This is a genomic window from Amycolatopsis sp. QT-25, from assembly GCF_029369745.1.
In the GTDB taxonomy this organism is placed as follows: Bacteria; Actinomycetota; Actinomycetes; order Mycobacteriales; family Pseudonocardiaceae; genus Amycolatopsis.
This window is the reverse complement of the sequence record NZ_CP120210.1, coordinates 2,287,097-2,302,367: the sequence shown is the minus strand read 5'-3', so window position 1 is coordinate 2,302,367 and position 15,271 is coordinate 2,287,097. Positions and strand designations below refer to the sequence as shown.

Here is a 15,271-nt window from a genome sequence, read left to right as displayed (position 1 = left end):
TTGACTACGTCGACCCGGCGACCGCGGTGCTTCTAGCGGAGCATGGCCACCGGCCCGGTTGCGGCTCAAGTGAAGTCGGGTCGTGCCGGTCCTCGTCAACGGCGCTCGCGCGGGTGGCCGGGGGCTACGCGGGGCGTCGGATCTGGGTGACGCCATTTCGCCTGGGCGGTCAGGTCCATGCCCTGCGAGCCGAAGACTGGACGGTTGGCATGGCCGGGACACCGGTGCGGCTGCGGTACATGCCGAGCGAACCTGCCCGGCCGCGCCTGGAGAGAGCGGGTCAGCCGACGAGGTTTACCACCTCGTAGGGGCCCGCGTCGGCCTCGGTCAGTTCCAGCAGCACCTCGATGATGGCCCGGGCGCCGCTGTCGGCCCGCACGAGCTCCACGTGCTCCCGGGCGGACCAGGGGCAGAAGGAAGCGTACTTGCCTTCGGTGTCGAAGCTGCGCATCACCACTCCGCGGCCGGACGGTGGGTGTGGCAGGGTGTGGAAGTATTCGATCAGCTTCTTCCAGGTCGCGAGCGCCTCCTCTTCTTTCCCTTGTCGGGGGCGGAAGATCGACAAGGTATAGCACGAAGCGTTCATCGAGCTGTTCCTTCCGGTGGGAATTGACTGTTCCCAACGATTTCCGCTGTGTCGTAGAACTCGTGCCCGTGAGCGTGCCGCCAGGGGAAGAAGTGGAGGTTCCAGGCGTTGAGCAGGTTGACGTAGAACGCCAGCGTTGAGATCAGGGCGAGGTATTCGGCCTTGGACTCCAGTTCCTGCAGCAGAGCCATGGTCTCTTCGGTCCAGCGCAGCAGCTTGTCGAGGCCGCAGTAGCCGAGGAATGCCACGGAGGGCCGCAAGAAGGCGGGCGTGATCTGGCACAGCACCTTCGACGGGAGGTCCGTCGTCTGGCAGAGGCGCACCAGCGAGTTCAGGACGGCGTAGCCCAGCGGCCGGGTCTCGCCGTTGACGAAGACCAGCGTGGCGAAGTACTGGTTGTAGCTTCCGGCGCGGCTCCCGATTTGTCCGGCGTGGATGTCCACGATCTCCTTGGGCGGCGCGATCCACGAGCGTTCCGCCTCGGCGTGGATCGCGCCGATCAAGGACTGCACGCGAGCGGAACCGACTGACGGGGCTTCGAAGAACGACCATCGGGCCCTGGGCAGTCCGGCCCGCGTGACTCGTACCTCGATCACCTCTTTGCTCTGGTAGACCGCTTCCCAGCAGAGTCGGCCCACTTCGCGCAGCCTGTCCGGGTGCTCGGGGATCACCCGGCCGACCGGCGCGGCGGGAAGGGGGACTCGCTCATGGAAGGCATGAACCCGGCCCGTCGGCGTCCCACAAGCAGGACACGCCACGGCATCACCCCTGGTTGAAGCCCGGACCACGATCACATCGCCGGCATTCTCGACCCCCTCGATCGACAGCGCCGAAAGCCCCGAGAACACAGCACCGACCAGCTTCGCCACCTCAGCCACAAACGATCATGGCAAGCCCCTCACCCTGTCCCTGTCGGGGACCACCGCATCACCACCGAAAGTGCGCCAGAGCCGTTGCCATGACACGCCCCGCCGTTTGTGCGCGTCGAGCAGAACTTCCCCAGCATGCATCGCCATCCTCATCCGCCGGCGCCAGAAGAAACACACCGTCACCTCGGTCTTCGCGATGGCAGGTGCTCCAGTGCGAGCCGAGCGCATGAGCCAAGGCCGCATAGACGGCGTTGCGCACATTCCTCTGTTCCAGGTTCTTCCGGCCGCTGAATTGCTCCACGTCCACAACCACAACCAGTGCGATGCAGCGCATCAGGCGACATGAAACCTCCCGCAGCCACGCACAGCCTGACGAGCTTTCACTCGTTCGCGTGAACCGATTGACATTCGGCGGGGCGGATAGAGACGGCCATCTCCTGAATCGTGTCGGTCAGGTGGGCGATGAATTGCTCGGGCGCGATGACCTGGACGCGCGGTCCGAGGTGCGGTAGACGTGTGGGTGGAAAATGCGCACCATCTGTTGTCGCAGGGCTTCAGGCGTTCTCAAGACGGCGGCCGAGGGCCTTCCGAACGGTCTCGAGCCGCATGTCATCGAACGTGGCACTCAGATGCGGGCTTTGGGCTTTCGTGAATCCGCCGGCCGTTCACATTGTCATGAATGGTGCTGTTTTCTCCGGGAGGCGTTGATTCCGGCCGCCAGCACGATGGTGACCAGTGCCAGCACGCCGGCTGTCCAGGCGGCGATGGAATAGCCGGAATCGGTGGGGGCGAAGCTTCCGGTCGCGGTGTGCGCGGCCAAGATCAGGCCGCTGACCGCGCTGCCGAGGGAAAACCCAGCCGAGCGCACGACCTGGTTGACGCTCATCGCGGCGGCGGTCTCCTCGGCCGGGGTGACCGTCAGGATCGCCTGTGGCATCACCGCGGAGAAGCCGCCGACGCCGAAGCCCAACACGCCCATGATCACGATCGGCCACCCCACGCCCCCGCCGCGGACGCCGGCGAACAAGACGCAGGCGAAGGCGATCACGAAACCGTTGGCGGTCAGCAGGCCGAACGGGCTGACCTTCTGCCGCATCTTCGGCATCACACGGCCCGCGACGAAACCCAGCGCCGAGAACGGGACCAGCACCAGGCCCGCCTCGACCTCACTGAGCCCATAGCCGTAGCCGACCTGCGAGGGGGTCTGCACGAAGCGGGTGATCAAAGTGAAGAGCAAGTACATGGCGACACCGGAGACGAACATGACCACATTGGCTCCCGCGACGGCCGGATGCCGCAGCGCGGTCAGGTCCACCAACGGGCGCGCCACCTTCCGCTCGACGACGACCCAAGCGGCCAGTACCGCGGCACCGGCAAGCAGGATCAACACGACCGGCAGCGGGTTGCTGGACCACCAACTCGACTGGCTGGTCACCACGAGCACCGCCACCAGGCCGACGGAGAGCAGGGACGCGCCCCACCAGTCCACCGGCTCCTTCGCGGGTGCGGTGGAGGTGTCGCGCGGGATGGCGACCACGGCGATGAGAAGCGCGGCGACGGCGACCACCACGCCGAGCAGGTAGGCCACGCGTACGCCGCCGAACTGGGCCAGCAGGCTCGCGATCGGGTAGCCGACGCCGATGCCGACAGTAGAGGCCACCGACAGCATCGCGATCGTGCTCGCCGAGCGGTCGCCGAGGTGCTGGCGGGCGGTGGCCATCATCAGCGCGGTCAGCCCCAGGCCGACCCCCTGCGCGGCACGGCCGAGCAGCAGCACCACGAACGGCGCGGGAACGACAGTGGCCACGCTGCCCAACGCCACGAGGACCAGGGTGACCAGGACGACTTTTCGCCGCCGATGGGCGGATCCCAGGCGGCCGAGCAGCGGGGTGGCCACGGCACCGGTCAGCAGCGTGATGGTCAGCGTCCACTGCGCGTCGGACAGCGACACGTCGTAGTCCTTGGCCACGGACGTGATCAGCGGTGCGCCCAAGCTCCCGATCGCCGCGACCACCAGGGCGATGAAGACCAGTGCCGCCACCAGGGTGGTACCACCGAGGCCGGTCTCCTCCACCTGGCCCGCCTCAGGCTTCATGGGAGCACTCACTGGTTGGTCTCCTCGGTCAGGTGCTCGAACAGTCCCGCGTGGATGCGGGTGCGAAGGCCGCGTGCCCACTCCGCGTCGACGTCGTCGACGTCCAGCGCGGCGGCGACGTTGAGCAACATGCCGTAGGCGACGAAGCTCTTCACGGCCACCGGCGGCATGCCGGTGTGGTCCGCGGTCGCCGCCCACATCCTGGCCATGTGGTCGCGCACCACCTCGCGGACCTCGCTGTCGCCGCAGGCGGCGAAGGCCTGCAGCTGCACCAGGAGATCCGTACGGTCGGCCAAGGCGCGGTCGTAATACGCGCCCATGACTGCGATCGGCTCCACCCCGGAGGTGTGCTCGGCGGCGTGGTCCATACCCTCGATGAGCCGCGCGAACGCACGCTGCACCACCTGGAGGAACAGGGCCTTCTTGGTGCCGAACAACCGGAAAACGTAGGCCTGCGAGATCCCCGCGCGACGGGCGAGCGCCTCCGTGGAGGCGCCATGAAGCCCGGCTGCGGCGAATTCTTCGGCCGCGAGCTTCAGCAGCTGTTCGCGCCGCTGCGAGGCGGACATGCGCTCGACAGCGTCCGTACTCATAGCGGCTAGGCTAGCAGGAAGTAGTTACTAACCACTCACAACCTGAGGTTCCACCCATCACTCGTCGCGGTGCGGTCGCCGCCCCTCGCCGGACGGTGAACCGGTGCGACCGCGACCAGGCACGCGACACACCTTGCGCACGATTGTGACCCGAATCACGAAGTCGACTCGAAGAACCGCCGATCAGGCGAACCGAATTCGGACAATATCTCGCGAACTGACCTCATGGGCAGGTGTTAACCCACAGCCGTCACCGCTGAAGCCGACCTGGTCGATCATTGCCGCCGCACCGCATTGTTGACGCACCTCAAGGCGGCCAAGAGCGAATGAGCAACGACTCGTCTGCGCGACAAACACCCGCATGCTCAACCTCACCCGTCAACAAGTCACTGAACTCGTTGATGGGGGAAGCAATACCGCCGTTGCCGGGGCAAACCAGTCCGTGGCGTTGCGGAGGGCCGAGGCGGGTGCCACCGAAGCCGAGCTGGATTTCTGCTCCAACGATCAGCCTGGGCCACAGATGCCTGCTCTGGCCCCACAACGACCGCCGTTGTCCCCGGCCGTCGTGTCGCGAACTGTCCGGCAGAGCTCGACGCAGACAATCGCTGGTATCCGGGCCATGTCCCGAGTCGTCCGAACCGCAGACCGGCAGACCGGCGGCGGCCACCTCTACCGCTTTGTCCAGAACTACCTGAACACCGAGATCGGGCCCCTGCTTCTCGACCCCGTCGGAGATGGCGCAGCGTTGTTCACCGTCGCGCTCACCGCCGACAACCACGACGCCTGGCAGGAGCATCTGACCACAGTGGACAGCACATTGGCGGCCGGGGACGCGCTCGCACCCCACGCGCGCGTGCGCCTGCGCCTGCGCCTGCGCCTGCGCCTGCGCCTGCGCCGCGAACAGATCATTCACCGTGCCACGCCCACCGAAGCCCAGATCCAAGCGATCGCCGATCGACTGCTCGCCGAGGCACGCGCCGGTACGACTCGCCCCAGCGTCAGCGCACTGGCCGAACGGGCTGGTATCTCCCGGCTCACGCTCTACCGCAACCACCCCGTCCTCGTTGACCGATTCCGCGCCGCATCCGTCGACAGCCGAACCCCGCAGCGCCGTCGGCACCCACACCAACGCACGAGTTACGCGAGCGAATCACCAAACTGCGACACGAGAACGAACAACTGCTTCTGCATGTGGAACTCTACGAAGAACACATCCGGTGGCTTACCATCCAAAACACTCGACTCACCCGGGAACTCGCTGCTCAAAGCGAGGTCACTGACCTTTCCCTGCGCCAACAGCGGATCGTCATCAGCCCGTAATCAACCGCAATACGGCCAGACGAATGGCAGATGCCAGTCGATTCCCTGGTCGTCACCGGAAACGAAGGACTGGCGCCATACAGCAGGTCACGCCTCAAAGCCCAGTCGGAATCCTCCTGGAACCTCCGAATCGGCCGGCGACCGCGCTGCTACGCCACCAACCGGCTCCGCAAAGCACTTCTCCGCCTATGAGCACACCGGAGCAAACGGAGACATAACGGAGCCCAGCCGCGATCAACGCAGAGGCGAAATTGCCGCCGAAGCACCACCATTCCCGCAGGTCGGCAGCGATGTTGATGTTGTGGGCCGGGTCGGGCTCGAACCGACGGCCAAGGGATCATGAGACCGCAGCTCCAGCATGTCAGCCAATGTCGTCGAATGCTAAATTCTGCCGGTTTGTGCAGGTCAACGCCAGCTTGAGCCCGGGCCGAGTGTCGCTGTGTGTCGGCCTGTATCGGGCTCTACGTCGGCAACGGAGCCCAATCGGAGACAGCGTAGGGCATGAAATCCGCAGCACTTGAAGCTTGAGCTCGAAGCAGTTGCCGCGTCATCCAATCCGGCAACAGATCATCAAGGTCTACATTGACGTTCGCACCGAGGCCAGCTTGTAGGGCAGCAGTGACGTCAAAGCCCGAGTGCGCGACACGCTCGGGATCTCGAACACCCAGCTCCCAGTCGCTCAGATCGAACGCTCGGCAGGTTCTTCAAGGCACGAAACACAATCGGGCACGATCTTGACTACGAAGGGACCCGACAAACAGCTCTGGATCGGCATATGTGTCCTGCTCTATCCCACGATCGTTGGGATCGTCCTGCCGATCCTGGCGATGAGAGACGGCCCGACAACCTTCACTGGCTACATTCGCACACTAGCGTTCCTCTTCATCTCGGGCCTGGTCGTGCTGATCGGTTACATGGCCTACCTGGCCAGCAGGCTTTCACGTCGCCACAAGCAAGCCACAAGGCAGCGTCTCGGCGGCTAGTACTCCAGCCGGACTTCGTGATGTCCCTGGTGGGGTGCCTGCAGACAGGTGCGGCCACCAGTTGATCATGGTCGGTTGTGTGGACTAACTAACCCTGATCGGCTGGTGGCCGCAGGCCCACGAGCGGCGGATCTGAACGCCCCGTAAGACGCGTGAACGGAGATCAAAGGCAGCCCTATTGGAGTGGCTGCACCGGGCCCCAGTCACGGGGCTGCAGCGACGAAGCCGTTGCCGACGCGTTGGCGACCAGGTGTCGACAGCGGCTGGCGGTCGCTCCAAGCAGGCCGCCGAGCAGCGCGCCACGATCGTGGCCAGGACGACACCGCCGGCGTCGCGCAGGTGACGAACGAGTCACCGGCGTCAAGCACCAGGACCAGCAGCGGGCCTGGCCCGGGGCATCCCGGCGACGTTAGCCAGACTCCGCCCCGCATCCGCCCTATCGAGGCAGTCGGTGCTTCCGGCGGGCCCGATCAGTGCGGGGCCTGCCCTTGGCCGCGGCCCGGTCGTACTGCCTGCCGTGCGTTGGACATGCCCGACGTTGGCCTCGCGGAAACGTTACGCCGTGGGTGGGTTGATCGCCGGGATGGTTTCTTCGGCCCACGTGATCCCTGCCGGCGGCTGGACGCCGCCGGTTGTCAGGAAGTCGTGGGCTGCTGCGCGGACCTTGCTGACAGGGATTTCCGAGTCGTTAGGGTACTGGAAGTCGGCGCTTTCGAAGTAGTAGATGACCTCGCCCCATTCCGGGAGCGGGAACGGGGTGCCGGTGTTCTGGCTGTAGAGGATGCCGGCGTCGTCGCTCGAGTAGCGCAAGGTCCCTCGGTCGTCGTTGAGGCCGACGAACAGGTGTGGTTTGCCGATGTCTCCGTCGGTGATGAGCTGAGCCATTTGCAGCGGTCCGCCAGCGGCGACCTCGTCAAGGACGGCGTCGAGCTCAGCTGCTGTGGTGACGGTGACGGGGGTGTCGATGTGGTTGTCGTACCACGCCTCGATCATCATTTCCGCCTTCCTGTGTAGGTGTTCACCGTTGGTGTGCCGTCCTTGGCGGTTCCATACACGGTGAGCCGCGCTCCCTCGGGCAGAATGGTGGGGAGCAGGGTGTCGCACCCGAGCGGGCCTCGGCACGGAACGTGATTGATCGTAACGGTGACGTCCCGTAGGCCGGTGCGGGCCATGTACACGGCGAGCTTCGTCTCCACGTGGGAGGCGATCGCGTAGCGCTGGAGCCCCAACTTTTCCAGGTAGCGCACGGTTTCGTCATACATGTCGTCCTGCGTGCCGCTGATGATGGGTTCGAGCCGGTCCGGCTCGCCGGAGGTGGTCCACCTGCCGTGAGTCTTGGCGCCGGAGTTTCTGACCACCGGGGGCGGCAGTTCCCGACGGGCCGCAGTGACGCTGGGTGGCTCGTCGTGTGAATGGTTAGGCGTGCCAGCGGACGGCTGGGAGCGGTCGCGGCTGCTGGTCTCCGCATCATCAGGAACAAGCGGGTCTTTGCCGCGTAGATTCCGGCCTTCGGGACCATCGTCAGCGCCACAGTCCTCCTCATCCGCGTTGTGGGTGAGGATGTCTTGGCCGCCAGCGTTGACGTAGTAGGTGTGCAGGCCTTCGATGGTGAGGTTGTGTACCTGTTGGTGTTGTGTCCATTCGTGCACGGCGACGACTTCCAGGAGGCGGCCGTCGGGGGTGCGGAGCAGGTGGCCGCGGTCGAGGTCTTCGGCGTCGGTCCAGTGGCCGGTGTCGGCGACCCAGAACGGGTGCTTGTCAGTGGCCGTGACGGTGCCGGTGGCGTTGCCCTGGTCACCGTCGGTGTCGACGGTGATCCGTACCAGTTCCTTCAGGCCCTGACCGGGGATGAGGTTGATCACCGGCCGGGCCTGGGTGAGGCCGGTCGTCGGGTCGGTGGCCAGTACCCGGTCGCCGAGCCTGACCTGCTCGATCGGCTTGTAGGTGCCGTCGGCCATCAGCACCATCGTGCCCGGAACGAAACTGTTCGGTGGTGGGCAACTCGCGCCGGTGTCGGGCTGCTGAGCGTTCTTGTCTTCGGACGGGCGGGCCGTGCCCTTTTCGGCGGTTTTCGCCGCGGGGCGTCCCGTCCGCGGCAGTGTCGGCACCTGTGCAGCGTCTGAAGGCGCCACGGTCTTCCGGTCCGCTGGTCGTGTGGCGGCCGACCGGGCACTGGCCGCCCTGGTTTCCGCACCGGCCACCGACGCGGCACGGTCGACCGGGCGTGTGCTAGCCGCGCGGGGTATCCGCGTCGCGGGGGCCGGGCGGACCGCCGTGCCCCCGGCTTCACGTGTGCTGGTGCCGGAACGAACAGGCCCTTTCACTGGACCACCCTTGGCCCCGGGCGATATGCGGGGGAGGCTTCCGATCCGGGGTCCCGGCAATGATCTGCCCACCATACGACCGGTCCCGCCGTTCTCGACAGCGGTCTTCATGATCTCCGTTGCGCCGTTCCCGGCCGTCGGCTGCTCACCTCGGTTGATCCTGGTTGACACCGCTCCCAGTACGAAGTCGTCTGAGCACTTGATCGCCCCCGAACACAGTTCCTCCACCCGGCGCGCCGTGTCGGCGACTGCCTCTTTCTCAGGATCCCCGCACTCGAGCGTGGCATTGGTGGCACAGTCCGGCGCCTTCTTCTTCAAGCTGTCCTGCAAAGCGGGAATCAGCTTGCTCACGGGAGGGGCACCCGGCCGTGACACATCAAAACCGTTGACATAGACCGTTCCGGTCTTCAGGTCCTTGACCGTCGTGACCCCATCACCGTGGTCCTCTTCGTACTTCCCGCGACCCGCCTCACCGCGGTCGATCACCTTCCCGTGCGCCACATCGTCGTACTTGGGTGGCTGCCGGCGGTCCGGATCCGCGTTGCGTGGCACGGGGTTGGGGTCCGGCATCCGGATCGGGAACGTTCCCGCGGAATCGTCGCTGGTCTTGACCGTGGCCAACCCTCTCACAGAATCAAGCTGGGAGCTCCCGGCCCGGGCAGGCAATCCGACAATCGGCCGGAGCACGTCTCCCGCATCACTGTCGGGAACTGAATCACCCTTCCCCGCCTGCTCCCCCTTCTCGGTCTCGGACTGCGGCGATACTTCGCTGACCGAGCCCACCATCCCAGGCACCGATCCGCCGGACTTCGCGTTCGACTTCCCGCCACCGGATTCTCCCGACGACTTCGCCGGCGACTCGCCCACCTTCCGCGCCTCGTTCGCAATCCTCACCGCACCAGCGCCGGGAGTCACTCGTAGCAGGTTGTCGAGGTCCTTTTCCGACTTGGCCCGGTCAGGCTTGGTCTTGTCCTTGGACGCCTTCTCGCTGTCGTCATCGCCCGACCTGGAACTTGCGCTCCTCTGCACGTCCTTCGAGTCACCGCCTGACTCGGAATCGCCGTTCCCGGAAGTCTTCTTATCACCGTTCCCGGAGGTCTTCTTCGATCCGGAGTTTCCTGTCGACGCCGAGCCTCGCCGGTTTCCCGAGTCTTTCTTAACCGACTCGTTGGCCTTCACCGCAGCGTTGGCAGCCTTCGCCATGACACCACCGGGGCCCGGCAGCGCCGAGGCCGCTTTTAGTCCCGCATCCCCCGAGGGTGCGGCCTTCGGTTGAGCCGCGCCGGGCCCGTCACCGGGGAGCAGCTTCGCCTGCGCCGCGCCAGCACCCAGCAACCCGAAAGCCACCGACACAAACCCACCGGAGATCGAATAGAAAACCGTTCTCCGCAAACCAACCTTGATATCCCGCATGGTCCCCTCCACACCTAGGTGCGGCGAAGAATGCCGGACCACGGTCCATTGGCGGTACATCGCCGGTACATCCGCCCGCCCTGCGTCACGGGTGAGTAGCCTCATGAACAGCCAGGCAGCGAATGCCGGCAGCGCGAACCGCAAGCGCGTCGATCAGCCGGACGACGCGGTTCTTGCGAACCGGGCCGTTTCGACCTTGAAGTCGACGAACGAGGCGGCCGTGGGCCGGTTCCGTCTCGGAGGCTGTGAACGCCCTGCGTCCGTGGACTCTGGAGCAGCTCTTCCGGGAATTCGACCGAAGCGAGGATGTCGTGGAGGGAGGCAGGCTGACTCTGCGGATCGACTGGCCCCGCCCGCAACATTCAGCGCTGGCTGCCTTCAGCGCATCCGGCGATCGCTCACACATGCTGACCCAAGAATCCGGCTGGCTGCCGTCTGGGCTGCCTCGTATCGGCTACAACGAGTTCACTTCCCTTATTCGAGAAACGGCCGAATCAGATCCTAAAGAATGGCTGCGAGCACGGGCCGCAAGCGTCGTGGACGCGTTCGAAGCAGGGAATGTGCCTGGCCAAGATGCGTCCTGACCGTAGGGCCCGTTTAAGGCTTGTGATGTGGCCCGCTGGCTTCGGCGTGTTGCCTTGGCCTACTGAGGCTGTTTGTTAGTCATGCCCAGGTGGCCGCGCTCTCGGTCGACCTTAAGGAGTGGATTCCGGAGTTCACGGGCTTGTCGGTGCGGCAGTTCCGCAGGCTGGCGGCATCGTGCGGCGTCGCGCAGCCGAGCAGACCGGGCGCGGGCCGCCGATGGGGCTTGTCGCTGCTGGTGCTGGACGTCCGCCCGGTCGACCGGATCAAGTCCCATGACGAGGTTGCCTTCGACGGAACACGGAGATTTGCGAGACGCTGGACTGGCACTACGAGGTGGCCGGCACCCCGGCGGTGGTGCTGCTGATTAATGTCGGCTTGCCGACCGGCTACTGGCACCGCCGCCGCCCTGCGCGGACGTTTGCCACTCCGGCCGGGCTGCTGGACGGCGCCGAGCTGGCCGGCGGTGGGCGACGGGCACCAGTGCCGCGGACTTCGGTGCAGATGGGTGTCTTGCGGTCACCTACCTCTGAAGCGACCCCAACCCCGACTACGAGTAGGTAAGTCCGTCAACATCTGTTGCCAGCCCGCCGTATCCCCGGGGTAGGTTTTTGAATTCTGCCGAAACTCGGCATTGCGCTGCGCGTTCACGGTGAGGGTCAGTTGCGGCTTGCGCTGCGCGTTCACGGTAAGGGTCAGTTCGCAGTAGCCCCACCGCGCGTTCTGGAATTTCCAGAGACGTCCCGGCGTCAGCGCCTCTGCCGAGTGCACGCCGCCTGTTCCGTAGTCGACCCTTGCTGTCTCCTCAGTGATAAGATACGAATTATCCGGGACAATCCGGATTAATCCGCCCTCTTCGGCGAAGCCGATCGGTGGAAACTTTCTCCTGAGCTTGCTGAGGTCGCGCCCCAGTAACTCCAGTGAGTCATTAATGATTTTCCGGGCTTCTCTGCGGAGTTCCGCCCTGTTGTCACTCATCCCAACCTCTGTCCCGCTCGGCGCGCTTCCCGCGCCGGGCGACTCGCCGTCATGGCGGACCACACTTCGCGGGGGCACGGATGGTTGCTGCCGAGGAGACAGCGCGGCGATGAGCGGGCCCGGGTCGGGGTCGTAAGAGAGGCACTGCAGGATGACGGAGGTGGCGCCGGCGGAGGCCAGCTCGGCGATCAGCGCGCGGGCGCGGTCGCCGAGGGCGGGGGCGCCCGCTTGGATCTCCGCGAAGGCGACGACCTGGGGCGCGGGCCGCCGGGCGGCCTGTGCGGCCTCGGTGACGCGGGTGGCCACCGATGCGACGTACTCCGGGGTGACGAGCTCGGCGTCCAGCAGCACGCCGTCGCCGAGTTCGCCCGCCAGCGCCACGGTCTTCGGGCCCCGCGCGCCGACGATGAGCGGTGGCACCTGCTCCGGCGGCCAGTCCAGCGCCACCTCGTCGAGCCGCACGTACCGCCCGGTCACGCTGACGGTCTCGCCGTGCAGCAACCGCCGGACAACGTCGACGTGCTCACCCAGCAACGTCATCGGCGACTCGACGCGGGCGCCGACCTGCGCCATCCACTCGAGCACCCCATGCCCGACAGCCGGAACGAACCGACCGGGGAACAACCGCGCCAGCGTGCTGATCTCCATGGCGGTCACGGCGGGGTTGCGCAACGGCACCGGCAGCAGCCCGATCCCCACGGTGAGCCTTTCACTCCACGCCAGCGAAGCCGCCGCAGCGGTGAGACCACCCTCACGGAAGCAGTCCTCCCACAACCACAACTCGTCGATACCAGCCTCGTCCGCCGCGATCACGGTCTCCCGCAACTCCTCCGGCGGCAACTCCGGACGGAACACCACACCCACGCGAACCTCGGACATGATCGCCACCTTAAGCCCACCACCCCTTGGCGGCGCAACTGATTCGGGAACAAGTTTTGGCCCCACTTTCGGCGGGGCGAGTTCTGGCTCCACTTCGCGATCTTCGAGAGATCGAGTACGGGGTGACTTTCTTGCCCTCGCGTCGTCCGACTCCAGCCGGGTGGTGTGGACGTTGCCGGCAGGTTAGCCGTTCGGGGTCGAGCCGATCTTGCCGTGCTGACCGAGTTCGGCGTGAAGATACGCCTCTACTTACGCTCAATTCTTGTATTTCAGGTGCCATCGTTGTGAGGCCTCCCCCAAGCCCATCAGTGCCGTGAAAACCGCGCCCGTGGGGTTTGTCCCGGTCGCACAGACTGCCGCGTCCGTCGAACAGAGAGTCACTCGGCCACCGCAGGCCTGGGCTATGGTCTCCGGAAATCGGAGCTGGGATAGGGATCGATGAGGCCTTGCAACAGTTCCTTCGCAGCTCGAGGAGAACGGTGCCCCAGTTCCGGACGGCGTCCTCGCCGGCATAGAGGTGCTCGGCTGCCTGTGAACCGGTCAGGACGCCGTCCTGAAAAAGACTTGGCGTTCCTCGCCGAACGGGCCCGACGGTGTTAACTGATGGTAGGCCGCCGGTGCCGACGAAGGCAGAGAGCCTGACCAACTCAGCGCTAGAAGCTGGTGCCACCAGTCGCCGATAGCCGTCGTCCTGGCATCTGTCTGTCCTCGGGGGCACAGGGTACGGCCCGGCAGTGAGGGGAGGCACTGCCGGGCCGTGTACCGATGTCGAAGCCGCCACATTAATCCCTACCCGCTCGACGGCGAGCACGGTCCGTGGCTGGATTCCACCAGGTCTCGTGCTTCCGCTCCTTGTTTCGGCGACGTTCGATGATGGCGGCCGGATTGGAATGCGAAGCGGTAGGAGGAAACTGTTATCTGTCCGTCTTCTTCTTTCGCGGTGCGCGCTTGCGTACCGGTTTCGCCGGTGTCTCCTCGACCGGTTCCGGCTCCAGGTCTTCGACCGGTCCGGCGTTGTCGAACGCTTCGTAGATTTCGTTCGGAATACGCCCACGGTCGGCGATCGCGTAGCCGTTCGCTGACGCCCACGCCCGGACCTGCTGAGTACGCTCACGATCCGTGGATGTCGTGGCACGGCTGTGTCCGGCCGTGGACTGGCCGGCCGCGACGCGGAGCTTGCGCCCGCCCGTGCGGGTACCGGCTGTCACGAAGCGCTCCAGTTCATCACGCAGCGCCTGAGCGTTCTCGTCGGAGAGGTCGATCTCGTACTGCACACCATCGAGCCCGAAGGGCACCGTCTGCGTCGCCTCACCGCCGTCGAGATCATCGACAATCTCGACACTAACCTTCTGAGCCATCCACACAGCCTTTCACCTGATGGGTCTGCCCAGGGTTTGGTTGACACCTGACGTGTGAGGCTTCGGCCTCGCTTGAGAGGATGTCATCGTGCCCAAGCCCTATCTCCGTGAGTTCCGCGACGACGTGGTCGCCGTGGCTCGCCGCGGTGAGACACCGTTGAAGCAGGTCGCGAAGGATTTCGGGATCTCCGAGTCGTGTCTGGCCAACTGGCTGCGCGCGGCCGATATCGAGGACGGCACCCGGCCCGGAGTGACCCGGGACGAGTCGGCCGAGCTGCGGGAGCTGCGCAAACGCAACCGGCTGCTGGAGCAGGAGAACGAAGTTCTGCGCAAAGCGGCCGCCTACCTGGCGCAGGGCAATCTGCCGGGAAAATAGCGTTCCCGGCTCGTCCGTGAACTGGCCGCGGCCGGCGCCCAGATCAGGGTGCCGGTCGCGGTGACGTGCAGGGTGCTGGGCATCTCCCCGGCAGGCCTACTACCAATGGCGTGCCGCCCCGATCTCCCAGCGGGACTACGACGACGCGCATTTGATCAACGCCGCGCTCGAAATCCACGCCGACGACCCGGCCGACGGGTACCGGTTCATCGCCGACGAGCTCGCCCGGCGGGGCTTCACCGCCTCGGAGAACCGGGTGTGGCGGATCTGCTCGATGCAGCAGATCTTCTCGCTGCACGCGAAGAAGAAAGGCCGTTACCGCAAGCCGGGGCCGCCGGTGCACGACGATCTGGTCCGCCGGGACTTCACCGCTATCACGCCGAATACGAAGTGGTTGACCGATATCACCGAGCACCCCACCGGCGAGGGCAAGCTGTACCTGTGCGCGGTCAAGGACTGCTACTCCAACAAGATCGTCGGATACTCCATCGCCTCGCACATGCGGGCCTCGCTCGCCGTCAGCGCGCTGCGCAACGCGGTCGCACTCCGGAACCCGCACGGAGTCGTCGTCCACTCCGACCGCGGCGCCCAGTTCCGATCCGCCGCCTACCGGCGTCTGCTGCGCGCTCACGGGCTGACCGGGTCGATGGGACGGGTCGGTGCGTGCGGTGACAACGCCGCGATGGAATCGTTCTTTCCCTGCTGCAAAAGAACATTCTTGATACGCGGCGCTGGCGCACCCGCGAGGAGTTGAGGTTGGCGATCGTGTCCTGGATCGAGACGAAATACCACCGCAAACGCCGACCACGACGGCTGGGCAAGCTCACCCCAGTCGAGTTTGAGACCATCTACACCACCGCAACAGCGGCCTGAGAAATAGTCAGCTCCGGTGCCAACCGAAGTCTGGGCAGCCCC

Annotated in this window: 10 protein-coding genes and 1 pseudogene; 3 read left to right on the top strand and 8 right to left on the bottom strand. The window is 65.7% G+C overall.

Features of this window, described 5'->3' with window-relative positions; all coding sequences use genetic code 11:
* Window positions 1-280: 280 nt before the first annotated feature.
* From P3102_RS10745 to P3102_RS10730, 4 genes are all read right to left on the bottom strand, one after another.
* Entirely contained in the window at window positions 281-586 is a 306-nt protein-coding gene (locus P3102_RS10745; RefSeq protein ID WP_276368632.1) for a hypothetical protein, read from the bottom strand.
* Window positions 583-1,257, bottom strand: coding sequence for a hypothetical protein (locus P3102_RS10740; RefSeq protein WP_276368630.1), 675 nt, complete (start codon window positions 1,255-1,257; stop codon window positions 583-585). Before P3102_RS10740 ends, P3102_RS10745 begins: the two co-directional genes overlap by 4 nt.
* A gap of 871 nt (window positions 1,258-2,128) precedes the next feature.
* Window positions 2,129-3,550 (bottom strand): MFS transporter, encoded by a 1,422-nt coding sequence (locus P3102_RS10735; RefSeq protein WP_276368629.1) that lies wholly within the window; start codon window positions 3,548-3,550, stop codon window positions 2,129-2,131.
* A gap of 8 nt (window positions 3,551-3,558) precedes the next feature.
* Window positions 3,559-4,143, bottom strand: coding sequence for a TetR/AcrR family transcriptional regulator (locus tag P3102_RS10730; RefSeq protein ID WP_276368627.1), 585 nt, complete (start codon window positions 4,141-4,143; stop codon window positions 3,559-3,561).
* Window positions 4,144-4,504: 361 nt separating this feature from the next.
* Here P3102_RS10730 and P3102_RS10725 point away from each other — a divergent pair, with 361 nt between their 5' ends.
* Complete coding sequence (locus P3102_RS10725; RefSeq protein ID WP_276368626.1) at window positions 4,505-5,806, top strand: hypothetical protein; 1,302 nt, start codon at window positions 4,505-4,507, stop codon at window positions 5,804-5,806.
* Between the two features lie 292 nt (window positions 5,807-6,098).
* The gene (locus P3102_RS10720) at window positions 6,099-6,446 is read left to right on the top strand and encodes a hypothetical protein (RefSeq protein WP_276368624.1); all 348 of its coding nucleotides are present in this window, start codon (window positions 6,099-6,101) and stop codon (window positions 6,444-6,446) included.
* A gap of 555 nt (window positions 6,447-7,001) precedes the next feature.
* On the opposite strand, the gene P3102_RS10715 is transcribed toward P3102_RS10720, so the two are convergent.
* The 4 genes from P3102_RS10715 to P3102_RS10700 form a co-directional block, all read right to left on the bottom strand.
* Window positions 7,002-7,442, bottom strand: a complete 441-nt coding sequence (locus P3102_RS10715; RefSeq protein ID WP_276368622.1) for an Imm1 family immunity protein — start codon at window positions 7,440-7,442, stop codon at window positions 7,002-7,004.
* Complete coding sequence (locus tag P3102_RS10710) at window positions 7,439-10,183, bottom strand: DddA-like double-stranded DNA deaminase toxin (RefSeq protein ID WP_276368621.1); 2,745 nt, start codon at window positions 10,181-10,183, stop codon at window positions 7,439-7,441. The genes P3102_RS10715 and P3102_RS10710 overlap by 4 nt, the downstream gene beginning before the upstream one ends.
* A gap of 1,101 nt (window positions 10,184-11,284) precedes the next feature.
* The gene (locus tag P3102_RS10705) at window positions 11,285-12,622 is read right to left on the bottom strand and encodes an LLM class flavin-dependent oxidoreductase (RefSeq protein ID WP_276368619.1); all 1,338 of its coding nucleotides are present in this window, start codon (window positions 12,620-12,622) and stop codon (window positions 11,285-11,287) included.
* Window positions 12,623-13,536: 914 nt separating this feature from the next.
* The gene (locus tag P3102_RS10700) at window positions 13,537-13,980 is read right to left on the bottom strand and encodes an Lsr2 family protein (RefSeq protein ID WP_276371094.1); all 444 of its coding nucleotides are present in this window, start codon (window positions 13,978-13,980) and stop codon (window positions 13,537-13,539) included.
* A gap of 88 nt (window positions 13,981-14,068) precedes the next feature.
* Between P3102_RS10700 and P3102_RS10695 the strand changes: the two are divergent.
* Window positions 14,069-15,229, top strand: a pseudogene (locus P3102_RS10695) (IS3 family transposase).
* Window positions 15,230-15,271: the final 42 nt, after the last annotated feature.